Consider the following 24,690-nt stretch of genomic DNA (forward strand, 5'->3'; position numbering starts at 1 on the left):
TCGTGGGGCTATTCACTATAACGCGCCGAAGTTCGGAAGTCATACCAATTAATCGGCGGCACTTTCCGTGTCCTTCGGCCCAGCCGTTTCCTGCACTGCACCCGCTTCCTGCACTGCACCCGCTTCCTGCACTGCACCCGTTTCCTGCACCGCAGCCATCTCACGCTCGGCGGCACCGGTGATGTTGGTGATCATCCCCTGGAAGACGACTCCGTGGAAAGGCAGGATCGAATACCAGTACGCCCGACCCGCGAGCCCGCGAGGGAAGAAGACCGCGCGTTGATCGAGGTGGGAACCCACCGGCCGTCCGTCGGCACCGGCTGGGCCTTCTGATACTCGCAACTCCAACCATGCTCCGCCCGGGACCTTCATCTCGGCGCGCAATCGGAGCAACTTGCCTCGATCGATTTCTTCGACCCTCCAAAAGTCCAGGGCTTCGCCCGTGTTGAGCCGGCGTGGATCCCGCCTGCCCCGGCGCAGTCCGACACCACCGACCGCGCGGTCCATCCACCCCCGAATGGCCCACGCCAAAGGGAATGAATACCAACCGTTCTCGCCGCCGATCGACTCGACCACCGACCAGAGGGTTTTCGGATCCGCCGCGCAGTCACGTTCGCGATGATCGACGTAGACCGCTTCGCCGGCCCAATCCGGGTCGGATGGAAGAGGATCGGATGGAGCGCCCGCAATCGTTGCACCGGACCACGCCGTCTCCACCTCACCGGTGTCGATCTTTCGAAGTGCCAGTCGCACCGCTTCTCGATACGGCGTGAGGCCCTCGGCGGGAGGCGGGATGAAGCCGTCGATGTCGTGATTGTGCATCACCGCGTCGTTCTGCAGGGATTCGATCAGGGGCATCGCCAAACCTCGTGGGATCGGCGTGACCAATCCCACCCAGTGACCTGCCAGACGCGGGGTGAGGACGGGCAGGACGAGGATGCGTCGGCGTACCAATCCAGCGACGTCGGCGTAGGTGTTCATCATTTCGCCGTACTGCATGACATCCGGCCCACCGATGTCGAAGGCGCGGTTGACCTCCGGCGTCGTCGCCGCGGCTGCAATCAAATAGTGGAGTACGTCACGCACCGCGATCGGCTGAATGTTGTTGTGCACCCACTTGGGTGTGGTCATCACCGGAAGCCGATTGGTCAAGTGGCGCACCATTTCGAAGGACGCCGAACCCGATCCGATCACCACTCCAGCTTGGAACACAACCGCCGGAACCTCGGAGTCGAGCAGGATCCGACCGACTTCGAGCCGGGACTGCAAGTGAGTCGACAACTCTCGGTCGGAGGGATGAAGCCCGCCCAGGTAGACGATCCGTCGCACCCCCGCATCGCGGGCAGCGGCGGCGACGTTCTCCGCGCTTCGCTTGTCGATATCCGAGAACGACCCTCCCCCACCCATGGCGTGAACGAGGTAGTAGACCACGTCGATATCATCGAAAACACCTGAGAGGGTGGCACTGTCGGTCAGATCCCCGCGCTTGATCTCCACGGAATCGTGCCAGGGAACATCGCGTAGTTTCTCCGGGCTGCGCACCACCACTCGAACTCGATGACCCTCTTCGACCAGGCGAGGGGCAAGACGTCCGCCGATGTATCCGGTCGCACCCGTGATCAACACTCTCACTGCGTCCATCACCCCACGCTACGCACAATTCAACTGCGAAGCGCGAGTGCAACCCCGAGGTCGTCGTTGGTCAACATCATGTTGATCCCCGCTCCGGCCTTCGCCCCGGCGGCTGCGGCCATGATGACCTGGGCACCCGGGTCCACGACATTGCCCGCGGCGAACACGCCGGGCACGCTTGTGGCCCCCATCATGTCGACTGTGACGAAATCGCCCATCATCGTCTCGGCGCGCTGCGCACTGAATGCGCGCAAGATCGCATCGTTGGGGTCCATCGTGAGGGCGCCACCGACAAAGACCGCCGAACGCGCGACCACACTGCCGTCGGCCAACCGCACGCCCACCAACCGATCATCCTCGACGACGGGACCGGCAACCTCACCCTCGACGATCGAAATACCGCGAGCCGCAAGCTTTTCCCGATCTTCGGAACTCAGTTCGGTGATGCGATGAAGGAAGAGAACCACGTCATCGGACCACTGGCGAACCATGAGCGCCTGGTGCATCGCAAATTCCGCGCTCTTGGCGATCACGCCGAGCGGCTGATCACGCACGCCGTACCCGTGGCAGTACGGGCAGTGCAACACGTCGCGTCCCCAACGCTCGCCGAAGACTTCGAGTTCTACCGGTAGGCGGTCCGTCAGACCCGTCGAAACAAGCACCTTGCGCACCTGAATCTTGATGCCGTCAGCCAGTTCTACCGAGAATTTCTCGCCGTCCCGTGTCACGGAGACAACGGTGCCGTCATGGAACTCGCCGCCGAATTTGCGGACCTCACCTCGGCCGATGGTCAACAATTCTGCCGGGTTCATGCCGTCACGGGAGAGGAATCCGTTCATGTGGTCGGCGGCCGCGTTCCGTGGCGATCCGTTGTCGAAGACGATCACGGACCTGCGTGCCTGACCGAGAATGAGTGCGGCGTTGAGGCCTGCCGCACCGGCTCCGATTACTGCTACGTCGAATGAGTTCTGCGTCATGAATCCAGAATGACAAGAGAACGCAGTCTTGACAAACACTGTTGCCACTTTGGCAAAATGAGTGCATGACCGAAACATCGTTCGAAGCCGTTCTCGCCGGCATCGGCCCTCGCCTACGTGCGTTGCGCCAGCAGTCCGAGATGACCCTGGCCGACCTGTCGGAGACCACCGACATCAGCGTCAGCACACTGTCGAGACTCGAATCCGGTACTCGCCGAGCCAACTTGGAGCTTCTGCTGCCGATTGCCAAGGCACACGGCGTCCCCTTGGACGACCTCGTGAACAGCAAGATCAAAGATCCGCGCGTGCGCGAAGAACCTCGGACGGTCGGATGTATGACGGTCATTCCGTTGACGAGTCAACCCGGCAATCTGCAGGCCTACAAGATGATCATCTCGCCCACCGACGACGATCGCGAACCGGGATCCCACGAGGGCTACGAGTGGGTCTACGTTCTGTCCGGGCGCATCCGACTCCAACTCGGCGACCGGGATTTCATCATGGGGGCAGGCGAGGCCGCCGAGTTCGACACGCACATCCCGCACCGCATCAGTGCTGCCGACGGACGGCCGGCCGAGGCGATCAGCCTCTTCGGAAAACAGGGCGAGCGGGTTCACCTACGCGCAGCGCCGGCCGACAGACGCGGCTGAGGAAAATTCTCCGAGAAGCGAGGACATCTACAAGCGGGTGACTCGGTGGAGCGGGTGCACATCGTTGAGAGATGACTGAGAATCCGGCCAAACCAATTCCACCTGTTGTACCGCGCCGCCTGTCTCCGCGCGAGATAGCTAGCCCGATGAATCATCATGACCGAGAAGAGGAATCCCGATGAGTGGAAAAACCACTTCCTACTGCGGTCCGGGCTCGTGCACGATTTGAATCGCTCCGATGAAGTGGTTCGGCGGACCCACCTTGTCGATGTATGGAATGTAGATGTTCGTCCGTCCCACAGGGCCTGCCGACCGCTCAGAGCTCTTGCAGGGTAATTGATCTTGCGTCCAATCATTCGTCGAGTTCGCGGGGCGACGAATTCACGTAAGTGGCGAAAACAAGGGGAATGACATGGAATTACGACAACTCGCGCGCGATCTTCAAGTCTCGCGTATTGGCTTAGGGTGTAACAACTTTGGTACCCGACTGGACCCTGAGGGGAGTACGGAGGTCGTCCGTACTGCTCTCGATGAGGGCGTCACCCACTTTGACACAGCGACGATGTACGGAAACGGGCGCTCGGAGGAAATCCTCGGCAAGGCGCTCGCAGGTCAACGAGACCAGGTGGTAATCGCCACCAAAGCGATTCCACGCCCGCGTGAGGTCGATTACAAGCCCGGAGTACTCGCACGAAGCATCGAGGATAGCTGTGAGGCAAGCTTGCGGCGACTCAGCACCGATCGAATCGACTTGTACTACCAGCATGTCCCTGACCCCGATGCTCCACTGGAGGAGGCCATCGAGGCGTTGAATGGGCTGGTAGCCAAAGGGAAAGCCCGCCACGTAGCTTGCTCGAACTACTCCGCGGATCAGATGAGGCAGGCCGAGGGCATCGCCACCGGTACTGGCGCATCGCATTTATTGGCGAACCAGGTCGAATGGAATTTGCTCAACCGCGCGATCGAGGCAGACATTGTTCCCGCCGCACACGAGGTCGGAATGTCAATCATCCCTTTCTTTCCGCTTGCTTCCGGAATGCTCACCGGTAAGTACACGATGCGACGGCCGCTTCCGACCGGCAGCCGACTAGCCAGTGCGCCGTACTTCGCCACACTGGCAACGGAAGAGAACTTCGAGTACGTGGAGAAACTGTCAGCGTTCGCACAAGCGCACGGACACTCGATACTCGAACTCGCCATAGCGTGGCTGTGCGCGCAGGAGAGCGTTCCCTCTGTGATCATCGGTGCGATGAACCCCGAACAAGTGCGATCAAATGTTGCCGCCGCGGAGTGGAAGCTCGACGACGACGTTCTTGCGGCGCTGCCTTCGCGCCCCTGAAAGTCTGCGGTTCAACTCCTTTTGCTGATTTGACTACTGAGCAGCCAGATAGAAAACAAACGGCCCGCGCACTGGTAGCTCGCTTTGGCAGTCCAATGTTGGACTCCAACCTGTAAGCCGCGTCGACCGTATTCGTTCCGCCGGCAGTCGCAACGACAGGACCAGCACATCACCTCCGAGTGTGTGTGAGTGACGAAGAGAAGTGGCCATCGATGACCTACCAGGCTGTGCAGCCAATCGAGGGCACTGCCCTCTGCTGGGGATGCATCCCACACGCTGATTTGATACAGCTCGCCGAGTTGGCCCGTAGGGGCGGCTTTCCAGAGATCACTGTTCATCCCTCGCAATATTCGATTGTGAAGAGTGCCGACTCCCGAGTGCGGGAGCGCCTGGACGATCTAGGTGTGACTGTTGGCGTGATCGATGCGCTCATGACCTACCTACCCGGCTCTGCTCGACTGGATGAGGTACCTCCACACTGGCGCAAGCTCATGGTAGATCTCGACGAGTGTCTCGAAGCCGCTGAGGCGCTTCACGCTCGCACTCTCAACGTCGCCCATTTCTTGGGTGATCCGACAGTGAAGAGAAACGCGCTGGCGTCGGCGGTGCGACAAGTCGCCGACCGCGCAGCCGAGGTCGGAGTTCGTGTCAGTCTGGAGTTCATCCCCGGCACAGGAATACCGGATCTCGGTGCGGCGTTGGACATCGTCCGGCGAGCCGACCACCCCGGCGTTGGAATCCTGTTCGATACTTGGCACTTTCTGCGCTCGGGTGGTACGCCGACCCAGCTTGCAGAGGTTACCCATGGTCAGGTATTCGAAGTGCAGATCAGCGATCGTGTCCAGCCTGGCCGCCACGATCCCTATGTACCGATGACCGGCCGCCTGGCTCCTGGCGAGGGAACGGCGCCGATCGCGGAGATTGTGCGGGCGTTGGGGGTCGTGGCTCCCGACGTCGTGTTGGGAGTCGAGGTGTTCACCGCTGATATCGGAGATCCGGAGGAAACCGTGGCCCACCTTTCCGCGGCCACTCGGATGTTCCTGCGGAGTACTGAATTTGGTTCGCCCGCGGGCATTGTCGAGCCGTCATGAGCTATTCCGAGGCCCTGAGTTTGGTGCGATACCAAACTCGCACCGCCGCCGCGTTTCCAATTTGGCCACTCCGCCAATCGGAGACCAGTTCAAACCACGCGGGACTCTTTTGACAGGATGGTGGCGGATCGGGGTATCCGGCGTGCAAGTAGCCCAGGTACTCGTCGAGGAATGAAACAGCGCGTTCCTACGATGGGTGTACGGGTCACAGCCGCTGAAAAGGAACTACGCCCCAGCGACGGCAATCATGCCGACTGCCGCCAGCGCCAACAGCATTCCCGCTTGTTGCACGCGGCTTACCCGCTCGCCCAGCATCACCATGGCGAGCAGAACCGTCGCAGCCGGATACAGCGAACCGATCACGCTGACCAGTGAGAGCATTCCGCCTTGGAAGGCGTAGATCATCGTCCCGTTCGCGACGACGTCGAGGACGCTGACGTACACCGCGAGCTTGAGTGGCTCGCCTCGTGGGAGAACGAAGTGACCGGCCGCCAGCGCGACCAACCACACCACGACGGTCGCGGCACCTCGAGATACGGCCAACGCCCACAGTCCGCTGCCCTCGCCGATCTGGTGAAGTGCGATGAACGAGAGTGCAAATGCGCCACCGCTTCCGACGGTCAGAAGAGCCACTTGTCTGGTGAAGCGGAGGGTGATTCCGCCGGCGACCTCACCCGCGGTGTCGTCAGGCGACTCGCGGCTGACCAGGACGACGGCGACCAGCGCGACGGCAATACCCAGGTACGCGATCAACCCCGGCCGCTCACCGAATGCGAATCCGACGAGCACCGGAATGCCCGCCACCAGAACAGCTGTCAGCGGCGAGACCACCGACATGGGGCCGGTTGCCAGCGCGAGATAGAACCACCAGACCGCCAGACCACTCGTGACGCCCGCGATCGCACCCCAGATCAGACCGTTCGGCGTCAGCGTCCCGGATACGAAAGGTGCTGCGATCAGTACGATGACGAGCGAGAGTGGATACGAGACGATCACCACACGCAGTGCGGCAACTCGTCGTGACGCAACTCCCCCGACGAAGTCGCTGACTCCGTAGGCAACTGCCGCCACGAGGGCAAGCAGGATGGAGGTCAGCGCATGCCCTTGATACGACGACCGAGCTCGCGGGTCACCTCGCGCTCGGCGGTGCGCTTGGCCATGTCCTGGCGCTTGTCGTAGTCCTGCTTACCCTTTGCCAGTGCGAGTTCGACCTTGACCTTGCCGTCGTTGAAGTACATCGACAGCGGGACCAGCGTCTGGTTTCCCTCGCGGGTCTTGCCGACGAGGTGCTCGATCTCACGCTTGTGCAGCAGGAGCTTTCGGGTACGACGTGGCGAATGGTTGTTCCACGTGCCTTGCGTGTACTCCGGAATGTGCAACGAGCGCAACCACACTTCGCCGTTGTCCACGGTGGCGAACGCATCAACGAGCGACGCCTTGCCTTCACGCAGACTCTTGACCTCGGTCCCGACGAGCGCGATACCGGCCTCGTAGGTGTCGATGATCGTGTAGTTGTGGCGTGCTTTGCGATTGGTCGCAATGACCTTGCGGCCCTTTTCCTTCACTGTCCGGGCCTCTCAGTCCGCTGTCTTGCTGTCGAATGGTTCTTGCTGTTCCAGCATAGAAGCTCGTGCAAACCGATTATTCGCGGACGTACAGACGCAGCGTCACGTACGCCGTCACCGCGGCCATTCCGACACCGGCAAGTACGAGGATCGGCGAGACGAACAGCACGTCACTGTTGGATATCCGCGCCACGATGTTTGCTTCGTAGACGTCGGACAGGACCCCGTCGATGAAGACGTTCTTCGCCGTGAACAGTCCGGCAATGGCGAGCACCGCACCGATCAAGGCCGCCACGACGGCTTCGAGGAGGAACGGAAGCTGGGTGTACCAACGCGTCGCGCCGACCAACCGCATGATGTTGACCTCGGTACGACGCGTGAACGCGGCGATCTGGACCATGTTGGCGATGAGCAGGATGGCCGCTATCGCCTGGACGATCGCGATCGCGAACGCTGCGTTGCGCACTCCACCGAGCACGCTGAACAGTCGGTCCACCAACTCGCGCTGATTGAGCACACTCTCGACGCCGGGCCTCGAACCGAAGGTGTCGTTGATGACGCCGAACCGCTCCGGGTCACTGAGCTTGACCTTGAACGACGCCGGGAAGCTGTCGGGGCTCACCAGCGCTGCCAGTTCGGGCTGGTCCTTGAACACGCGCTCGGTGGCGTCCTTCACGGCGTCTTCGCGGTTGAGGTACTGAACCGCGACGACGGACGGAGTCTGCTCGAGTTCCTTGCGCAACGAACTGCAGATCTCCTGCTCGCAACCGGGATCGGCCGAAGAGATGTCGTCGGTCAGGAAGATCTGCACCTCGACTCGTTCGAGGAAGATCTGCTGGGTCTTGCCTGCCATCTGCACGACCAGCAGACCACCGCCGAAGAGTCCGAGGGAGATCGCCGTCGTCAAGATCATGGCGATGGTCATCGTGATGTTGCGGCGTAGGCCGGTCAGGACTTCGCTGAAAATAAAGCTGGCGCGCATCGGGGAATCCGATTCCTTTTCGAGAGGCCGGTTGTTTCACGACAACCGGTGGGCGTACGGGACGTGTGGTCGTAGTCGGCGCTACCTGCCGACGCCGTACACACCCCGCGCTTCGTCTCTGGTCACCTTGCCGAGATCGAGTTCGATGACGCGTCGACGCATGGAGTCGACGATGTGGTGATCGTGGGTCGCCATCACGACGGTGGTGCCGGTGCGGTTGATCCGCTCGAGCAGCAGCATGATGTCCTGGCTCGTTTCGGGGTCCAGGTTGCCGGTGGGCTCGTCGGCGAGCAGCACGAGAGGGCGGTTCACGAATGCGCGGGCGATGGCGACGCGCTGCTGCTCACCGCCGGAAAGTTCGGTGGGCAGTCGATCGGCTTTGCCGGCCAGACCGACCATGTCGAGAACCTCGGGCACAGTGCGCGCGATGACGTTGCGGGGCTTGCCGATGACTTCCAACGCAAAGGCCACGTTCTCGGAGACCGTCTTCTGCTGAAGCAAGCGGAAGTCCTGGAACACACAGCCCATGCTCTGGCGAAGCTTCGGCACGCGGCGGGCCGCCAACTTGTTGACGTGGAAATCCGCGACCTCGATGTCGCCGGACGTGGGCGACTCCATCTTGAGCAGCAACCGCATGAACGTCGACTTGCCGGAGCCGGAGGGGCCGATGAGGAAGACGAACTCCCCCTTCTCCACCTCCACACTGACCTTGTCGAGCGCCGGCCTGGTGGAGGCCTTGTAGGACTTCGACACATTCTTCATGCTGATCACAACTAGCCAGTCTAGCCGTTATCTAACGGTGACCTTGGCGCCACGCGCGAGCACCCTCGTCCTTATCCGGTACCGGTGGTCGCGGGTGACTGCGGCACAGACGTCGGTGCCTGCATCGCCGCGCCAGGTTGGGGAACGGTCGTCGTCGCCGGAGTGGTCGGCACCGTGGTCGCGGACTGTTCGGCGTTGCCCGGCGCAGGCGCGGGACCCGAAGTCGGCGTCGGAGAACCTGAGCTGCCCGTGCTCGATTCCGGAGACTGGGTCTCGGACGTAGTCGTCGGCTCGGTCGAGGACGGCACGGGGGTCGTCGTCGACGGTTTGACCGAGGGCGCGACGTAAGGCTCGGTCTGCGACGTGTCCACGCTGGGCGGTGGTGTCACTGCGGTCGGGTCCTCAGGATTGAGATACGTATGCAACAGATACGTCAATATCCACGCCACGATGAGAATGAAGGTAGAGGTTCGCATCCGGCCGCCGAAAATCCGGGACGGGAGCCAGTCCAGGTGAAACAGTCGGTCGAGTCCGCGGCGCGGTTCCTGATCGGTCATTCGCTCGCCTCCTCGGTCCGTACGGTGTGTAGATCCGGTGACACCGTGATCCCCTGACGTCGCAGTGCTGCGGCGACGCGGACGCGAAGAGCGCGTCCGACCTGGAACTGTTTGCCGGGGAGTGTGCGCGCGACCATCCGCACGTTGACCTGATCGACCTCCAGGCTTTCGACGCCCATGACCGTGGGCTCGTCGAGCAGCAGTTTCTTGAGTCCGCGGTCGGCCATCGCGTCGACTCCGACCTGGCGAAGCACCTCGTTGACCCGGGTGAGATCGGCGGTCGCCGGAACCGGAACGTCGATGACGGCGCGTGCCCAATCCTTGGACAGGTTGGTCGCTTTCACGATCTGGCCGTTGGGAACGGTGATGACCTCGCCGTCGGAGTTCCGCATCCGCGTCACGCGCAGGGTCACGTCCTCGATGACACCCTCGGCGTCGTCGGAGGAGCCGGTGATCGCAAGTCGCACGGTGTCACCGAAGCCGTACTGACGTTCGGTGATGATGAAGAAACCGGCAAGAATGTCCTGCACGACGCGCTGTGCACCGAAACCGAGCGCCGCACCGAGAACGGTCGCCGGCGCGACGAGACTTCCGATCGGCAGGTTCAGTTGGTCGAGAACCTTCAGCGTCGCGATCACGTAGATGAACGTGATGACCACCCAGGTGATGACCTGCGCGACCGAGTGACGATGCTTGGTCGCCTCGGAACGAACCAGCGCATCGCCCAACTGATAGTTGGAGTCGATCTGGTCGGTGACCTTGTTGCCGCCCCAACTGACCAACCGGGCGAGAATCATCGCCCCGAGCACGGTCATGAGGACGGACAAACCGGTGGTTTGAAGCCAATCGAGCAGGTTCTGCCCAGGTCGAAGTAAAGTCATCGTGCCTTTCGGTATCCGAACGCTATGCGGACTGGTTCTCGCTCATGCGCCAGCGGATGCCGGCCTCGAGGAACCCGTCGATGTCGCCGTCGAGCACTGCCGACGGGTTGTTGACCTCGTACTCGGTACGCAGGTCCTTGACCATCTGGTACGGATGCAGAACATAGGAGCGCATCTGGTTGCCCCACGAGCTGCCGCTGTCGCCCTTGAGCGCATCCATCTCGGCGCGCTCCTCCTGACGCTTGACCGCGAGCAGCTTTGCCTGCAAGACGCGCATCGCCGACACCTTGTTCTGGAGCTGCGACTTCTCGTTCTGACAGGTGACGACGATTCCCGTCGGGATGTGCGTGAGTCGAACGGCAGAGTCCGTCGTGTTGACCGACTGGCCGCCGGGACCGGACGAGCGGTAGACGTCGACGCGGATGTCATTCTCGTTGATCTCGATGTGGTCGGTCGTCTCGACGACCGGCAGTACCTCGACCTCGGCGAACGACGTCTGACGACGCCCCTGGTTGTCGAAGGGGCTGATGCGAACGAGCCGGTGGGTGCCCATCTCGACGGACAACGTGCCGTACGTGTACGGGCCTTTGATCGCGAAAGTCGCGCTCTTGAGTCCGGCTTCTTCGGCGTACGACGTGTCGTAGACCTCGACGCCGTAGTCGTGCTTCTCCGCCCAGCGGATGTACATACGCATGAGCATCTCGGCCCAGTCTGCAGCGTCGATACCGCCGGCACCGGAGCGGATGTTGATGAGCGCGTCGCGCTCGTCGTACTCGCCCGAGAGCATGGTCTTGACTTCCATCGCCGCGATGTCGTCTCGCAGGCTCGCGCGCTCGGCGTCGGCGTCGGCCACCGCGTCGGGGCCTTCGTCTTCTGCCAGTTCGTAGAGGATCGGCATCTCGTCGAGTCGCTCGCGTAGTGCCACGATCCGGCGTAGCTCGGCCTGCGCGTGGGAGAGCTGGCTGGTGACCTGCTGGGCGTGTTCCTGGTCGTTCCACAGACCCGGGTCGGCTGCCTGGTGCTCGAGCTCGTCGATGCGTCGGCGCAGCTCCTCGACGTCCACAACCGATTCGCAGGTGCGAAGGGTGGTGTCGAGGGCGTTCAGGTCTGCAATTACGTCGGGATGCACGGTTCTCAAGGCTACCGGGTGCCGACCTCGGCCCTGCCGCCCGTCACGTATTGGGATCACCGGGACTGGAAGCCTTGCCAACCTCGCTCCGAGGGAACCTACTGGAACGATGACTGTCACCGACGAATACCTGCAGAACAACGCCGCCTACGCCGAGCAGTTCACCGGACCGCTCCCCCTCCCACCCAGCAAACACGTCGCCGTACTCGCCTGCATGGACGCCCGCATCGACGTCTATCGGGTGCTCGGAATCAAGGAAGGTGAATCGCACGTCATCCGCAATGCGGGTGGAGTCGTCACCGACGACGAGATCCGATCCCTGGCCATCAGCCAGCGTCTGCTGGGAACTACCGAGATCATCCTCATCCACCACACCGACTGCGGAATGCTGACGTTCACCGACGACGACTTCAAGCGATCCATCCAGGACGAGATCGGCATCAAACCAAATTGGGCTGCCGAATCGTTTCCCGACATCGACGAGGACGTCCGTCAGTCGTTGAAGCGCATCGAGAACAGTCCGTTCGTCACCACGACGACCTCCCTACGCGGATTCGTCTTCGACGTCGCAACCGGAAAGCTGAACGAGGTCCTCCCCGATTGAGCCGGTAGGTTGTGTACCCGTGACCGATCGCGCATCCGACCTCGCACTCGCCCTCCGTATCGCCGACGAGGCTGACGCGATCACTCGCGCCCGCTTCGGCGCCCTCGACCTTCGAGTGGACGACAAGCCGGACCTCACCCCCGTCTCCGACGCCGATCTGGCTGTCGAGCGAGCAGTGCGCGCGACGCTCGGTGAGCATCGTCCTGCGGATTCCGTACTCGGCGAAGAATTCGGCGGCGACGCAGTCTTCGAGGGCAGACAGTGGGTGGTCGACCCCATCGACGGGACCAAGAACTTCGTCCGCAACGTACCGGTGTGGGCCACGCTGATCAGCTTGCTCGAGGACGGCGTCCCGGTCATCGGCGTCGTGAGCGCACCTGCACTGAATCGGCGATGGTGGGCTGCAACAGGTTTGGGTGCACATACTTCCTTCGGGGACAGTGATGCGCGGGCGATCCAGGTATCCGCCGTCGATCGCAGCGAGTCAGCGAGCCTGAGCTTCTCGAGCCTCTCGGGGTGGAAGGACCGCGGAATTCGCGATCAGTTCGTCGAACTCACCGACCACGTCTGGCGCGTGCGCGGTTACGGGGACTTCTTCTCCTACTGCCTCGTGGCCGAAGGCGCCGTCGACATTGCTGCCGAACCCGAGGTTTCCCTGTGGGATCTGGCAGCGCTCGACGTATTGGTCCGTGAGGCCGGCGGCGCGTTCACCGATCTGGACGGCGGCGCAGGTCCGCACGGCGGCAGCGCGGTCGCCACCAACGGACTGCTGCACGAAGACGTTCTGGCCCGCCTGCGGTAACCACCCGAGTACCAGAACATCCCGCCCGCCGCAAGGGTCCGAGGGAGGAGTCCCGACAGGCCCGTCGGCAGGATTCGGCACGACATCTCGGCCCGTTGACTGGAAGTAGTTGATCACGCACTACTTCCAGGAGAACGATGAACCGGATTTCCAGGCGCACGATTCTGTTCGGTCTGGCCGCGGCGCCCCTCGGGCTCGCGGTAGGCTGCGGCGCCGACCCGGCAGCGAAGAGCGCCACGTTGGCGGTGGCCGGAACTTCGCGTCCGCTACCGATTCCGCCGCTTGCCGAATCCACCGTCGACGACGCCGGTGTTCGCCACTTCACACTTCGTGCCGGTGCCGGGACCACCGAGATCGTCGCGGGAAAACTCACCGACACTTGGGGTTTCAACGGATCCATTCTGGGGCCGACCGTCCGCGCCGAACGCGGAGAATCTGTCGCATTCACGATCGACAACACACTGGCAGAGCCCACGACCGTCCATTGGCACGGTATGCATCTGCCCGCCCGATACGACGGCGGCCCGCACCAGACCATCGAAGCCGGCGGACGCTGGGAACCGGCGTGGACGATCGGCCAGTCGGCGTCGACGCTCTGGTATCACCCACACCCGCACGGATCCACCGAACGGCACGTGCAGCGCGGTCTCGCCGGACTGTTCCTGATCGACGACGCCGACACGCGGGCGTTGGATATCCCCAAAACCTATGGTGTCGACGATGTTCCGCTGATCATCCAGGATCGTCGATTCCTCGCCGACGGCAGCTTCGACGAATCGGATCCGACCGACATAGGCCTGCTCGGCGACACGATCGTCACCAACGGCATCTCCGACGCCTACCTCGACGTCACCACCGGGGTCGTCCGGTTACGCATTCTGAACGGCTCTTCCGGCCGTCTCTACAACCTGGGGTTCCCCGACGACCGCACGTTCGATCTGATTGCCACCGACGGCGGACTGCTCGAATCACCTATTGCGATCAAGCGGATTCAGCTCAGCCCCGGCGAACGAGCCGAGATCGTGGTTCGCGTCGACCCCGGTGCGACGACCACACTGGTGTCGTTCCCGATCGAGGACGGCGGTGGCGTGAGTTCCTCCGACGCCGAGAACTTCGGCATGAACGACCGCTTCGACATCCTCGAACTGCGGGGCGTTGCCAGCCGCACGTCACGGTCGACTCTCCCGGCGCAGTTGGCCGTACTGCCGCGTCTGGATCCGTCGAAGGCAAGCGTTTCCCGAACCTTCGATCTGCAGTGGTACATGATCAACGGGCAACGAATGGACATGAACCGCATCGACTTCGAGGCCGAGGTCGGCGCGACCGAGGTGTGGACGATCACCAACAAGGACAACTGGCCACACAATTTCCATGTCCACGACGTACAGTTCCAGATCCTCGACGTCGACGGTCGCACTCCTCCGCCTCACTTACGAGGACTCAAGGACACTGTTTACACACCACCGGGCAGTAGGATTCGCGTCGCGCTGCAGTGGTCCGAGTACACCGATCCCACGTTCCCGTACATGTTCCACTGCCACCTGCTGATGCACGAGGACCAAGGGATGATGGGCCAATTCCTCGTCCTCGAACCGGGGCAGAAGGCGGCTCCGATGCAGATGGACATGCCGATGGACATGCCGATGCCTGGTTCGCACTCCGGTCACTGAAAGTTCTGCAAGTGGTACACGGCGAGGCGAACCCGATTGTCGCAACCGGTCTTCGACATCAGGTTCGCCACGTGCGTCTTCACCGTGGTCACACCGAGATGCAGCGTGTCCGCGATCTCCTGATTGCTCTTCCCTTCTGCCACCAGTGCGAGGACCTGCGATTCGCGATCGGTCAACGGAACCTTGCCCGTCACAGCAGTGTCTGCGATACCACCGATCACCGCTCGATCCACAACGCGGCGGAGAAGTTCCGGAGTGAACACCATCTCACCCTCGGCGATCCGCCGAATGGCGCCGAGCAGCTCGGCGGGTTCGGTGTCCTTGACGAAGAACCCCGAAGCCCCCGCGGCGAGTGCGGGATACAGATGATCGTCGTCGTCGAAGGTGGTCAGCACGAGAATGCGCGCTCGACGACCGGCCTTGACGATCTGCTGCGTGGCACCGATCCCGTCCAGCCCGGGCATTCTCAAGTCCATCAGAATCACGTCGGGATCCAATTCTGCAGCGAGCGCTACCGCCTCGACGCCGTTCGACGCCTCACCGGCCACGGTCATGTCCTCGGCTGCCGCGCACAGCATCCGCAAACCGGCGCGCACAAGTCGCTGGTCGTCGACGATCAGCACGCTGATCACGAGACATCGCCCGAGACAACGAGTGGAATACTCACGTGCACTTCCCATTTCCCGTCACTGTTGGTGCCGGCGGTTATCTCGCCGCCGACCAACCCCGCACGCTCCTGCATTCCCACCAGGCCATGACCTGCACTCCTAGGCGATCCCTCGACGTCGTTGACAACCCTGACATGCACCCGGTTGTCTTCGCGACCGACCGAGACCGATACCAGCCCCTTCTTGTCGCCGTGCTTCATGACGTTGGTCAGTGATTCCTGAATCACCCGCAACAACGTCAGCCTCCCGATCGCGTCGAGATCGGCTGCGCCTGACTCGACATTCTCCTGGGCATCGAAGACTGCCTGCACCTCGAAACCCGCCGCACGCACACGATCTATCGCCGCCTCGATTTCCGCCTCGACGGCATCCGGCTCGACCAGAGCGACCTCACCGAGCGAAGGATCACGAAGTGCGACCAGGAGGCGACGGATATCGGCCAGCGCATCGGACGCAGTCCCACGCACATCCGCGAGGACCTCACGCACGGCCTCGTCCTGGGGCGCCAAGACATGTTGAGCCACGCCGATTCTCAGGACGATCGATGCCATGTGGTGCGCAACCAGGTCGTGCAGTTCGCGGGCGAGCGCACTGCGCTCCGCAGCGCGGGTCTGCGCAAGATTGTTCGCGGCCAATTCACGCTGCGAGCGTAGATACAGCCCGAGCAGCAGTGGCAACCCCACGTACGCAAGCACTTTCACAGCCGTCGTGACAGACCAGAACGCTTCGTGAGATTCGAACCAGATACCCGCGAGCACCGAACCGCACCATCCTGCTGCCGATACGGCAACCATTTCTCTACGCTCGGCCCGCATCGTGACGTCGACGACGGCGACCGCCCCGAGATACGGAACAAGCTCGGACAGCCCCCAGGCGTCGGCGACGAACATCGGAACGGCGAGCGCCGAGATGACCAGGGACGCGAAGACCGGCCATCGACGGCCGACGGCGAAGGCGAGCGCCGACAGCATCGACAGAATCCAGTAGGTGAGGGGAACTCGATACTCCCCCGGATACGTGCTGGCGATCAACAGGCACGGGACCACCACCAACGGCGTGTAGCGCACGTACCGCTGTATCCGATCTGGCACCTCTGTCCGGTTCACCCCTCGAGCCTATGACGCGCATCATTTCGCGGTTTCTCGACAACAGACCTTACTGATGAGTAAGATAAGGATCGTCCAACGCCCCAACACCGAGAAACAGCTGGTGATCATGACCAAGCAAGACAGTGTTGCCCCCGACAAGAGTGCTCAGCGCAGCGAATCGGGCGCGCAGCGCGGCGGCGCCAAGGGTGCGCCCCGCGACACGTCCGCCGTCGGCCTGAACCCGATCAAACGCGACGCCATGGGCGCAGCCATGCGTGTGCTTACCAAGATCACCGGTTCGGAACTGGCCGAGAAGTTCAATCTGCGTCAGACCATCGATCGCGTGACCTACGAGGGCACCAAGACGGGCTTCAAAACCCTGGGTGCCGCCACTCGAGGATTCCAGAAGGTCTCGGGCAACGGCGCACCCAAGCGCCTGCCCGACAACCCGAGCAAGAACGCCGACTACTTCGATCTGACCCCCGACGACGACCAGAAGATGATCGTCGAGACCGTGCGCGAGTTCGCGGCCGAGATCCTGCGTCCCGCAGCGCACGACGCCGACGGCGCAGCGCAGGCACCCGCCGATCTCTCCAAGCGCGCAGCCGAGCTCGGCATCACGCTGATCAATGTTCCCGAAGAACTCGACGGAGCAGCTGCCGATCGCGGCGCAGTCACCAATTCTCTTGTTGCCGAGGCACTTGCGCACGGAGACATGGGGCTTGCACTTCCGATCCTCGCACCCAGCGGCGTTGCAGTCGCACTGACGCAGTGGGGCACCGACGCGCAGCAGAAGACCTACCTTCCGGCCTTCACCGGCGAGCAGGTCCCCGGCGCAGCAGTGGTGGTCAACGAACCACGCGCACTGTTCGATCCGTTCGCCCTGCAGACCAAGGCAGTTCGCTCCCCCAGCGGCTACAAGCTCAACGGCGTCAAGAGCTTGGTGCCCGCCGCGGCTACGTCCGAGCTCTTCGTCATCGCCGCAGAACTCGACGGCAAGCCGTCCTTCTTCATCGTCGAATCCGACACCAAGGGACTCGTCGTCGAAGCAGATCCCAGCATGGGACTGCGCGCCGCAGGCCTGGGTCGCCTGATCCTCACCGATGTCGCTGTGCCGGAGTCCGCACTGCTCGGCGACGGTGACGCCGAGCAGCGCAAGGCCGAATACGCCGACGCGATTCGCCTGGCTCGCCTCGGTTGGGCGTCCATGGCCGTCGGCACCAGCCAGGCAGTTCTCGACTACGTGATTCCGTACGTCAACGAGCGCGAAGCGTTCGGCGAGCCGATCAGCCACCGCCAGGCGGTTGCCTTCATGGTCGCCAACATCGGCATCGAACTCGACGGACTGCGCCTGGTCACGCTTCGGGGCGCTTCACGCGCCGAGCAGGGCTTGTCCTTCGCTCGCGAATCCGCTCTGGCCCGGAAGCTGGCTTCCGAGAAGGGCATGCAGATCGGCCTCGACGGTGTGCAACTCCTCGGTGGACACGGGTTCACCAAGGAACACCCGGTCGAGCGCTGGTACCGCGACCTCCGTGCCATCGGCGTTGCCGAGGGCATCGTCCTCATCTGACGCCGCTGAACTTCCAGGAGAACCACGATGATCAACCTCGAACTTCCCAAGAAGCTCAAAGCATCAGCGAACCAGGCACATCAGGTCGCGGCGCAGATCTTCCGACCCATTTCACGTAAGTACGATCTTGCCGAGCACGAGTACCCGGTCGAGCTCGACACCATGGCTGCCATGGTGGAAGGCCTCTCCGATTCCGGTGGAGACATCGGCGGTGCCAGCGGCGGACGGTCCGACGCGAGCGCCAAGGGTGGCAACGCCAACGGCGGCAACATGTCTGCGCTCCTCAACTCGCTCGAAACGTCTTGGGGCGACGTCGGACTCATGCTCTCGATCCCCTACCAGGGGCTCGGCAACGCCGCGATCGCCGCAGTGTCAACCGACGAACAGCTCGAACGTTTCGGCAAGGTGTGGGCCTCGATGGCCATCACCGAACCGAGTTTCGGTTCCGACTCCGCCGCCGTGACCACCACCGCCGTTCTCGACGGCGACGAGTGGGTTCTCAACGGCGAGAAGATCTTCGTCACCGCCGGTGAGCGTTCGACGCACATCGTCGTGTGGGCGTCGGTCGACAAGTCGAAGGGCCGAGCGGCCATCAAGTCGTTCGTCGTTCCGCGTGACGCACCGGGCCTGAGCGTTGCTCGCCTAGAGCACAAGCTGGGCATCAAGGCCTCCGACACCGCAGTACTCCTGCTCCAGGATTGCCGCATTCCAGCGGACAACATCCTCGGCAGCCCGGAGGTCAACGTGGAGCAGGGCTTTGCCGGCGTCATGCAGACGTTCGACAACACCCGGCCCCTCGTTGCAGCCATGGCCGTCGGCGTCGGACGCGCAGCTCTCGAAGAACTGCGCGGCATCCTGACCGAAGCCGGTGTCGAGATCTCCTACGACACACCGGTCTACAACCAGCATGCAGCTGCAGCCGAGTTCATCCGTTTGGAAGCCGACTGGGAGGCCGCGTACCTGCTGTCTCTGCGCGCGGCGTGGATGGCCGACAACAAGAAGCCGAACTCGCTCGAAGCGTCCATGTCCAAGGCGAAGGCCGGCCGCACCGGCACCGACGTGACGCTCAAGGCAGTCGAGTTGGCCGGCACTTACGGCTACTCGCAGCGCCCGTTGCTCGAGAAGTGGGGCCGCGACTCGAAGATTCTCGACATCTTCGAGGGCACCCAGCAGATCCAGCAGCTGATCGTCGCACGCCGCCTGCTCGGAAAGTCGTCCGCCGAACTGAAGTGACGGTCGCACGGACCAGATCCCGAAACACTCCGCCCCGCCACCTTTCGAGGTGGCGGGGCGGAGTGCTCGGTCGCCATCGTGAAACTTCACCACCGAAACCTGATTGCGCATTAGTGTGTAATCAGTCCTACAACGACGCTCGGAAGAGGTTCACGTATGCCCGGATTGGTCACCAAGGTCACTGACACCATCGGCGCGGCGGGGGTCATGTTCCGAGCCGGACTCGTCCCGTTCCCTCGCCTCGATCGCGGACTCAAATCCATTGCAGCCGTGGACAAGTACGGACCCTTTGCCGGGCCGGTCCATGCACACGCCGAGAACGGCTACGACGCGGTGGCGATCATCGACGAGCGCGGCCCCATCACCTATGCCGAGCTCGAGCGTCAGAGCAACGCGTTGGTCCGGGCGTGGCAGGCCGACGGCATCACCTCCGACTCCGTCATGGGCGCGATGTGCCGTAACCATCGAGGCTTGGTCCTGACCATGCTGGCGGCAGCAAAGAACGGAACGAAGCTCGTTCTCATGAACACGGGCTTCGCTCGGCCCCAACTCGTGGACGTCGCAGCGCGTGAGAAGGTGGTCGCCTTCGTCTACGACGACGAGTTCGCGGACATCGCCGATGCCTTGCCGGACGACGTCGTCGTCTATCGTTCCTGGCCAGAGGGCACAGCCGCTGACGGTTCCACGGCAGCCACTCTCGACGAGGCCATCGCCGGACGCACCACGTCGTCGGTGCCGGCACCCGAGAAGAACGGTGGCTTCGTCCTCCTCACCAGCGGCACAACGGGAACTCCCAAGGGTGCGCCGCGTGGCCACACCTCCCCTCTCGCGTCGGCACAGTTCCTCGACCGCGTGCCGTTGCGCCGCGGACAGACCATGATGATGGCGGCCCCCGCCTTCCACGGAACCGGTGTCTCGCAGTTCGCTCTCGCGTTGGCGCTCGGCCAGACCGTCGTCATGCATCGAAAGTTCGATCCGGAGAACACGATCAAGCTTGTCGCCCAGTACAAGTGCGACAGTCTGGTCGTGGTCCCGACGATGCTCACTCGCGTCATCGACCTCGGTCCCGACGTGCTGTCCAAGTACGACACGTCGAACCTGAAGATCATCTTCTCGGCAGGTTCGTCACTCTCGCCCGACCTGTGCAAGCGAGTCACGGCCTCGTTCGGGTACGTCCTCTACAACCTGTACGGATCCACCGAGGTCGCAGTGGCCACGGTCGCGACTCCCGAGGATCTGACCATTGCGCCGGGAACCGCGGGCCGCGCTCCGGTGACCTGTCACGTCGAACTGTTCGACGAGAACAACAAGAAGATCACCACCCCACACACGATCGGCAGGATCTTCGTCGCCAGCGGGCTGAGCTTCGAGGGATACACCGACGGGCGCGACAAGGAACGTATCGACGGACTTCTCTCGACCGGCGACGTCGGACACTTCGACGCCAACGGCCTCCTCTTCGTCGACGGCCGCGACGACGACATGATCGTCTCCGGTGGCGAGAACGTCTACCCGCTCGAAGTCGAGAACCTGCTCGCCGATCGAGAGGACGTCTTGGAAGCGGCAGTCATCGGAGTCGAGGACGCCGACTTCGGGCACCGCCTGCGAGCTTTTGTCGTCGTCGCCCACGGCGCCGACCAGAACTCCGACGAGCTGAAGGATCACGTCCGGTCGAATCTCGCGCGCTACAAGGTTCCCCGCGAGATCGTCTTCATCGACGAACTTCCCCGCAACGCCACCGGAAAGCTGTTGCGCCGCGTCCTGATCGAGATGGAGATCAGCGAAGACTGAGCACAGTCACAAAGCGCTGAGCGTGCGGATCAATTCCGCCTCGTCGACGCGAGTGGAGTGCCCGTCGCGGAGTACGACCTCGCCCGCAACCAACACCGTGTCCACTATCTGACGACTGCCCGTCGTGAGAATGGACGCACCCGGATCTCGCACCGGGAGGCAACCGAAGTCGCGTTCGAACCGAATCATGGTGAGGTCGGCGGGATCGCCCACGGAGATCCCGCCGGACCTGGCCGGCAGACCGAGTGCTGCGTTTGCACCGCCGGATGCGATGTCGATCATGGCTTCGAAGCCGAGCAGGTCGGCGCGGCCGCGCGCGGCTCGCTGCACGTAGGCGCCGGTGCGCAGCGTCTCGAGCATGTCCTGAGTATCGTTGCTGGCTGCGCCGTCCACACCCAACCCCACCGCGATCCCCGCGTCGAGGAAACTCGGGACGGGCGCGATTCCGCTACCGAGGCGCATGTTGCTGACGGGGTTGTACGACACTCCGACGCCGCGCTCCGCCAGCACCTTCTGACCACGGTCGTCGAGTTCGACGCAGTGGACCGCCAGCACCCGGTCCCACAAGAAACCATGGGAATCCAGGTAGTCGACCGCGTTCATGCCCGCGTGTTCGGTACACATCGTGTTGTCGGTCTGCGTCTCGAGCAGGTGAATCGAGACCGTCAGGTCGCGAGCCTGCGCGAACTCACGCACTTCCGACATCCCCTCCGGGGTCAGCGAACGCGGGTTCGGTACCGCGACTGCCACGTCAATGCGGGAACCGGCGACGTCCCGCATCATCTGATCCGTATGTGCGAGAACGTCTCCGAGTGGTTGCATGAGCCGCGGATCGAAGCCCCACTTCCTCGTCTTGTCCGCCCGGTCTGCGGTTCCGCGTCCCAGCACCGCACGAATCCCGGTGTCGTGCAACGCCCGGATCACGGCATCGTGAACCTCGCTGGACGGGTGCGGCCACATGTGTTCGACCAGGGTGGTCGTACCGCTGCGCAATGCCTCCAGCGAGGCTGCGACAGTGGCCGCGTATGCGCGCTCGGGAGTGATCTGAACCGACTCTTCTGCGACCGCGAGTAGCCATTCGAGAAGCGGTGCCCCTTCGGCGATCCCACGCATCAGTGACTGCTGAAGGTGCGTATGGGTGTTGACGAACCCAGGGATCAGATACGCCCCCGATCCGTCCACACTTCCAGGTGTGGCGGTGCCGGTCGACTTCTCGATCGATTCGACCACCCCATTCGAGACGACGACGTCGTGGCCGGTCAGCCATTGCCCGCCGCTGTACAACGTCACGTCCCGGATGATCACGTCGGTCATGTTCTTGGGCGCGGTAGTCATCGCCAGTTCTCCTGAAAGTGTGTGACGGAACGGATACGGATCAACGCGCGAAGTTCGCGCGTACTCGCTGGTCGATGTAGTCCTCGGCAGTGATCGGCGGGTACTTGCCCGCCGGCCCCTCGATGGTCACGTCGCGGTTCGCCTGAGCGAAGAACGCGAGGCTGTAGCGGGCTCCCCGATAGTCGGTGACTCCGGGACTCTTGACTCGATGAAAATTCGACGGCAGGACGTCATCACTCCATCTCATCAGCATGTCGCCGATGTTGCAGGTGATTGCTTCCTCAGCCGGCACCACCGACGTCCATTCCTGGGTGTCCATCTCCTTGCCCGGGCACAGTTGCAAGCCGCCCTGACCGTCACGCTGGAAAAGCAATGTCAGGCAATCGAAATCGGTGTGTGCTCCGGCACGCCACATCCCTTCGACATCTGCGTCGGCGGCAAGGGGGAAGTAGTGGAGTAGTCGCAGCGTGCTCTGGTAGGTGTCCACCGACGGGTCATGTGCCCTGGTGAAGAAGTCTCGTTCGAATCCCAGCTTCTCGGCGAAGCACGACAACAGGTCCATCGCAATGCCCCAGCACTTGGTTTCGAAGTCCAGGATCGTTTCGCGGAATCCGCCCAATTCGTCTGCAGTGGGCCACAGATCACCCATATGCGGGCGGGTCACCTGATAGGACTCTTTCTGATCAGGTGTTCCGATGGACGGACGCACCTGCGTCATGCTCTCCCAGCCGGAGTTGAAACCCTTCTTGAGCGGATACTGCGCTTTGACCTCAGTGGGCAGTGCAAAGAATCGCTCGGCCGCCGCGAAAGCCTCGCGGACCTGGTCCAGATCGATCCCGTGATTGACGATTTGGAAGAATCCGATGTCGGTTGCTGCCGACCACAACTCCTCGGCGATCTCGCTGCGCCGGTTCTCGAAATCCGAGAGATCGATTCTTCGGACCTCGCGGTCGGTGGTCTCCGTGCCCAGGCCACCCATGCGGGTCTCGCGGTTGAGTTCTGTCATGTCGTAAGTCATTTGCTGTCAGCTCCTTCAGCGGATTCCGATGGACCGATCGGTGAACTTGTCGGTGTAGATCTCTTCTGCAGTCAATGACTGCGGTATCGCCGCACCCCCGGCGTTCAGGATGGGCTTCAGTTCTTCGACGGTGTGAGCGACTCGCGTCATGTCGAACGTGCCGACGGATCCGTCCGCCTCGTTCGCGATCAGGCCCTTCTCTTTCAAGAGTTGGGCACTGAACGCTGCTTCACCCTCGGTGTAGGGAGAGAACGACACGTCCTGCGAGACGACGTCGACAATGGCAGCATTCGCCGTATCCGGCGCAGTGATGTAGTCCGCGGTGGCCTGCTGAATGATCGGAACCAGCTTGCTCAAACACGGGGAGAGTGTCTCGACCTTGTCGGCACGAACGGAAACATTGGACGCGTAGATGTCGAAACCCGAATCTTTCAGCAGGTCATAGGAAACCGGCTTGTCCCACGCCGGCGTCTCCTTCTCGTACGTGTACGGTTCCGAATTCGCGAATCCTTGCTGAGCGATGGTCGGGTCACCGACAAATCGCGAGGGAGCTCCGTCGTAGCTCGTGTCGAGCTGAGACTGCTTCAGTAGGCCTTTCGCCACGAGCCACTGCGGAAACAGTTGCTCCTTGGAAACGACGACACTCGCGTCGGACTTGCCGATATCGGCAACACTCGCCCATTCCGGATGAGACTCTTTGTCCCACATGAGGATTGCCGGGCTGTACTTGAGCAATGGCGTGACGGCCACAACGGGCTGACTTGCCGCTGCCGCGATCACCTGATCGCCGTGCACCAAGCCGAGAGTGATCGAATCGTCGACGTACATCTGGGAGCTGACGGATTGGAACCCGATTGCCGGTCCCCCGGCCCGCAAGGTCAAGTCGACTCCGGTGTCCTTCCCTCCGGCGACAAGAGTCCCACTGACGGACTTGTCGTCGGTGTCGACCGAATAGCCGGGACCAAGCATCTCGAAGAGCGCCCCCATATCCGACTGTGGCTGCCATTGGAGTTGAACCACAACGTTTTCCGGACAGAGACCCGCTAGGTTCTGAGCCTCGGCAGCTGGTTCGAGAGATTCAGCCTTGGCCGTCTCAGCCTCACTGGAGCTGCACGCAGTCAATCCGATGGCTGCACACATGGCCAGTGCCGCGCCCGCCGCTCCCACACTTCTGCGATTGGAATGCACCTTGCGATTTGAATACACAGCGTCTCCTTCGTGAAAACAATTGGGATGTGGGCGAACCAGGAAGGGTGATCCGATGAGCACACTCTGCAGCACGTGGATTACATGCAATCGACTCGTTGTTTCCATCAGGTAACGTGCGCCAGGATTCTCGCTTCACC

At 62.5% G+C, this 24,690-nt stretch carries 23 protein-coding genes; 10 read left to right on the plus strand and 13 right to left on the minus strand.

Annotated features, from left to right (window positions below; translation table 11 throughout):
• Positions 1-48 precede the first annotated feature (48 nt).
• Complete coding sequence (locus tag ATN38_RS24575; protein WP_218748849.1) at positions 49-1,641, minus strand: SDR family oxidoreductase; 1,593 nt, start codon at positions 1,639-1,641, stop codon at positions 49-51.
• A 20-nt stretch (positions 1,642-1,661) separates the two neighbouring features.
• The gene (locus ATN38_RS24580; protein ID WP_218748850.1) at positions 1,662-2,609 is read right to left on the minus strand and encodes an NAD(P)/FAD-dependent oxidoreductase; all 948 of its coding nucleotides are present in this window, start codon (positions 2,607-2,609) and stop codon (positions 1,662-1,664) included.
• 65 nt (positions 2,610-2,674) lie between these two features.
• Here ATN38_RS24580 and ATN38_RS24585 point away from each other — a divergent pair, with 65 nt between their 5' ends.
• The 3 genes from ATN38_RS24585 to ATN38_RS24595 all read left to right on the plus strand — a co-directional run bounded on the left by ATN38_RS24585 (position 2,675) and on the right by ATN38_RS24595 (position 5,689).
• Entirely contained in the window at positions 2,675-3,259 is a 585-nt protein-coding gene (locus tag ATN38_RS24585) for a helix-turn-helix domain-containing protein (protein WP_030534979.1), read from the plus strand.
• 412 nt (positions 3,260-3,671) lie between these two features.
• A complete protein-coding gene (locus ATN38_RS24590) occupies positions 3,672-4,598 on the plus strand; it encodes an aldo/keto reductase (protein ID WP_218748851.1) in 927 nt (308 codons plus the stop codon).
• A gap of 212 nt (positions 4,599-4,810) precedes the next feature.
• On the plus strand, positions 4,811-5,689 hold the full coding sequence (locus ATN38_RS24595; protein WP_081305372.1) for a sugar phosphate isomerase/epimerase: 879 nt from the start codon (positions 4,811-4,813) through the stop codon (positions 5,687-5,689).
• A gap of 225 nt (positions 5,690-5,914) precedes the next feature.
• Here the strand turns inward: ATN38_RS24595 and ATN38_RS24600 are convergent, their stop codons facing one another.
• The 4 genes from ATN38_RS24600 to ftsE form a co-directional block, all read right to left on the minus strand.
• Positions 5,915-6,772, minus strand: coding sequence for a DMT family transporter (locus tag ATN38_RS24600; RefSeq protein ID WP_073512801.1), 858 nt, complete (start codon positions 6,770-6,772; stop codon positions 5,915-5,917).
• Between the two features lie 8 nt (positions 6,773-6,780).
• Complete coding sequence (gene smpB, locus ATN38_RS24605; protein WP_003942330.1) at positions 6,781-7,254, minus strand: SsrA-binding protein SmpB; 474 nt, start codon at positions 7,252-7,254, stop codon at positions 6,781-6,783.
• Between the two features lie 76 nt (positions 7,255-7,330).
• The gene (gene ftsX / locus ATN38_RS24610) at positions 7,331-8,236 is read right to left on the minus strand and encodes a permease-like cell division protein FtsX (protein WP_003942367.1); all 906 of its coding nucleotides are present in this window, start codon (positions 8,234-8,236) and stop codon (positions 7,331-7,333) included.
• Positions 8,237-8,317: 81 nt separating this feature from the next.
• Positions 8,318-8,998, minus strand: coding sequence for a cell division ATP-binding protein FtsE (gene ftsE / locus ATN38_RS24615; protein ID WP_020969258.1), 681 nt, complete (start codon positions 8,996-8,998; stop codon positions 8,318-8,320).
• 84 nt (positions 8,999-9,082) lie between these two features.
• On the opposite strand from ftsE, the gene ATN38_RS24620 reads away from it, so the two are divergent.
• The gene (locus ATN38_RS24620; protein ID WP_003942353.1) at positions 9,083-9,346 is read left to right on the plus strand and encodes a hypothetical protein; all 264 of its coding nucleotides are present in this window, start codon (positions 9,083-9,085) and stop codon (positions 9,344-9,346) included.
• Positions 9,347-9,551: 205 nt separating this feature from the next.
• Here the strand turns inward: ATN38_RS24620 and ATN38_RS24625 are convergent, their stop codons facing one another.
• Both ATN38_RS24625 and prfB read right to left on the minus strand, forming a co-directional pair.
• A complete protein-coding gene (locus tag ATN38_RS24625) occupies positions 9,552-10,436 on the minus strand; it encodes a mechanosensitive ion channel family protein (RefSeq protein WP_003942304.1) in 885 nt (294 codons plus the stop codon).
• 22 nt (positions 10,437-10,458) lie between these two features.
• Positions 10,459-11,565 (minus strand): peptide chain release factor 2, encoded by a 1,107-nt coding sequence (gene prfB, locus ATN38_RS24630; RefSeq protein WP_003942364.1) that lies wholly within the window; start codon positions 11,563-11,565, stop codon positions 10,459-10,461.
• Between the two features lie 109 nt (positions 11,566-11,674).
• On the opposite strand from prfB, the gene ATN38_RS24635 reads away from it, so the two are divergent.
• The 3 genes from ATN38_RS24635 (at position 11,675) to ATN38_RS24645 (ending at position 14,641) form a co-directional block, all read left to right on the plus strand.
• On the plus strand, positions 11,675-12,169 hold the full coding sequence (locus ATN38_RS24635; RefSeq protein ID WP_058226491.1) for a carbonic anhydrase: 495 nt from the start codon (positions 11,675-11,677) through the stop codon (positions 12,167-12,169).
• A 19-nt stretch (positions 12,170-12,188) separates the two neighbouring features.
• A complete protein-coding gene (hisN, locus tag ATN38_RS24640; protein WP_007731284.1) occupies positions 12,189-12,971 on the plus strand; it encodes a histidinol-phosphatase in 783 nt (260 codons plus the stop codon).
• Positions 12,972-13,108: 137 nt separating this feature from the next.
• Positions 13,109-14,641, plus strand: coding sequence for a multicopper oxidase family protein (locus ATN38_RS24645; protein WP_218748852.1), 1,533 nt, complete (start codon positions 13,109-13,111; stop codon positions 14,639-14,641).
• Here ATN38_RS24645 and ATN38_RS24650 read toward each other — a convergent pair.
• Both ATN38_RS24650 and ATN38_RS24655 read right to left on the minus strand, forming a co-directional pair.
• Complete coding sequence (locus ATN38_RS24650) at positions 14,635-15,273, minus strand: response regulator transcription factor (protein ID WP_208689653.1); 639 nt, start codon at positions 15,271-15,273, stop codon at positions 14,635-14,637. The genes ATN38_RS24645 and ATN38_RS24650 overlap by 7 nt on opposite strands.
• Positions 15,270-16,415: a sensor histidine kinase gene (locus ATN38_RS24655; RefSeq protein WP_230359728.1), complete on the minus strand. Its 1,146-nt coding sequence runs from the start codon at positions 16,413-16,415 to the stop codon at positions 15,270-15,272. Before ATN38_RS24655 ends, ATN38_RS24650 begins: the two co-directional genes overlap by 4 nt.
• Before the next feature lie 103 nt (positions 16,416-16,518).
• Here ATN38_RS24655 and ATN38_RS24660 point away from each other — a divergent pair, with 103 nt between their 5' ends.
• The 3 genes from ATN38_RS24660 (at position 16,519) to ATN38_RS24670 (ending at position 20,991) form a co-directional block, all read left to right on the plus strand.
• Entirely contained in the window at positions 16,519-17,967 is a 1,449-nt protein-coding gene (locus tag ATN38_RS24660) for an acyl-CoA dehydrogenase family protein (RefSeq protein ID WP_050655137.1), read from the plus strand.
• Positions 17,968-17,994: 27 nt separating this feature from the next.
• On the plus strand, positions 17,995-19,200 hold the full coding sequence (locus ATN38_RS24665; protein ID WP_003942363.1) for an acyl-CoA dehydrogenase family protein: 1,206 nt from the start codon (positions 17,995-17,997) through the stop codon (positions 19,198-19,200).
• 156 nt (positions 19,201-19,356) lie between these two features.
• The gene (locus ATN38_RS24670; protein WP_218748853.1) at positions 19,357-20,991 is read left to right on the plus strand and encodes an acyl-CoA synthetase; all 1,635 of its coding nucleotides are present in this window, start codon (positions 19,357-19,359) and stop codon (positions 20,989-20,991) included.
• A gap of 6 nt (positions 20,992-20,997) precedes the next feature.
• On the opposite strand, the gene ATN38_RS24675 is transcribed toward ATN38_RS24670, so the two are convergent.
• From ATN38_RS24675 to ATN38_RS24685, 3 genes are read right to left on the minus strand one after another with little or no spacing between them, the layout of a single operon-like run.
• The gene (locus ATN38_RS24675) at positions 20,998-22,326 is read right to left on the minus strand and encodes an amidohydrolase family protein (RefSeq protein ID WP_218748855.1); all 1,329 of its coding nucleotides are present in this window, start codon (positions 22,324-22,326) and stop codon (positions 20,998-21,000) included.
• A gap of 40 nt (positions 22,327-22,366) precedes the next feature.
• Positions 22,367-23,344 carry an isopenicillin N synthase family oxygenase gene (locus ATN38_RS24680; protein WP_218748857.1) on the minus strand — a complete coding sequence of 326 codons (978 nt, stop codon included), beginning with the start codon at positions 23,342-23,344 and terminating at the stop codon, positions 22,367-22,369.
• Positions 23,345-23,359: 15 nt separating this feature from the next.
• Positions 23,360-24,550, minus strand: coding sequence for a hypothetical protein (locus ATN38_RS24685; RefSeq protein ID WP_007731279.1), 1,191 nt, complete (start codon positions 24,548-24,550; stop codon positions 23,360-23,362).
• Between the last annotated feature and the right edge of the window lie 140 nt (positions 24,551-24,690).

It is taken from the genome of Rhodococcus sp. FH8 (assembly GCF_019266085.1).
Classification (GTDB): Bacteria; Actinomycetota; Actinomycetes; order Mycobacteriales; family Mycobacteriaceae; genus Rhodococcus_F; species Rhodococcus_F qingshengii.

What these genes read in the sequence shown, in the direction of transcription:
- ATN38_RS24575 (WP_218748849.1), bottom strand. Translation starts at nt 1,641, where the DNA reads ATGGACGCAGTGAGAGTGTTGATCACGGGTGCGACCGGATACATCGGC.
- ATN38_RS24580 (WP_218748850.1), bottom strand. Translation starts at nt 2,609, where the DNA reads ATGACGCAGAACTCATTCGACGTAGCAGTAATCGGAGCCGGTGCGGCA.
- ATN38_RS24585 (WP_030534979.1), top strand. Translation starts at nt 2,675, where the DNA reads ATGACCGAAACATCGTTCGAAGCCGTTCTCGCCGGCATCGGCCCTCGC.
- ATN38_RS24590 (WP_218748851.1), top strand. Translation starts at nt 3,672, where the DNA reads ATGGAATTACGACAACTCGCGCGCGATCTTCAAGTCTCGCGTATTGGC.
- ATN38_RS24595 (WP_081305372.1), top strand. Translation starts at nt 4,811, where the DNA reads ATGACCTACCAGGCTGTGCAGCCAATCGAGGGCACTGCCCTCTGCTGG.
- ftsX (WP_003942367.1), bottom strand. Translation starts at nt 8,236, where the DNA reads ATGCGCGCCAGCTTTATTTTCAGCGAAGTCCTGACCGGCCTACGCCGC.
- ftsE (WP_020969258.1), bottom strand. Translation starts at nt 8,998, where the DNA reads ATGAAGAATGTGTCGAAGTCCTACAAGGCCTCCACCAGGCCGGCGCTC.
- ATN38_RS24625 (WP_003942304.1), bottom strand. Translation starts at nt 10,436, where the DNA reads ATGACTTTACTTCGACCTGGGCAGAACCTGCTCGATTGGCTTCAAACC.
- ATN38_RS24635 (WP_058226491.1), top strand. Translation starts at nt 11,675, where the DNA reads ATGACTGTCACCGACGAATACCTGCAGAACAACGCCGCCTACGCCGAG.
- ATN38_RS24645 (WP_218748852.1), top strand. Translation starts at nt 13,109, where the DNA reads ATGAACCGGATTTCCAGGCGCACGATTCTGTTCGGTCTGGCCGCGGCG.
- ATN38_RS24665 (WP_003942363.1), top strand. Translation starts at nt 17,995, where the DNA reads ATGATCAACCTCGAACTTCCCAAGAAGCTCAAAGCATCAGCGAACCAG.
- ATN38_RS24670 (WP_218748853.1), top strand. Translation starts at nt 19,357, where the DNA reads ATGCCCGGATTGGTCACCAAGGTCACTGACACCATCGGCGCGGCGGGG.
- ATN38_RS24675 (WP_218748855.1), bottom strand. Translation starts at nt 22,326, where the DNA reads ATGACTACCGCGCCCAAGAACATGACCGACGTGATCATCCGGGACGTG.
- ATN38_RS24680 (WP_218748857.1), bottom strand. Translation starts at nt 23,344, where the DNA reads ATGACTTACGACATGACAGAACTCAACCGCGAGACCCGCATGGGTGGC.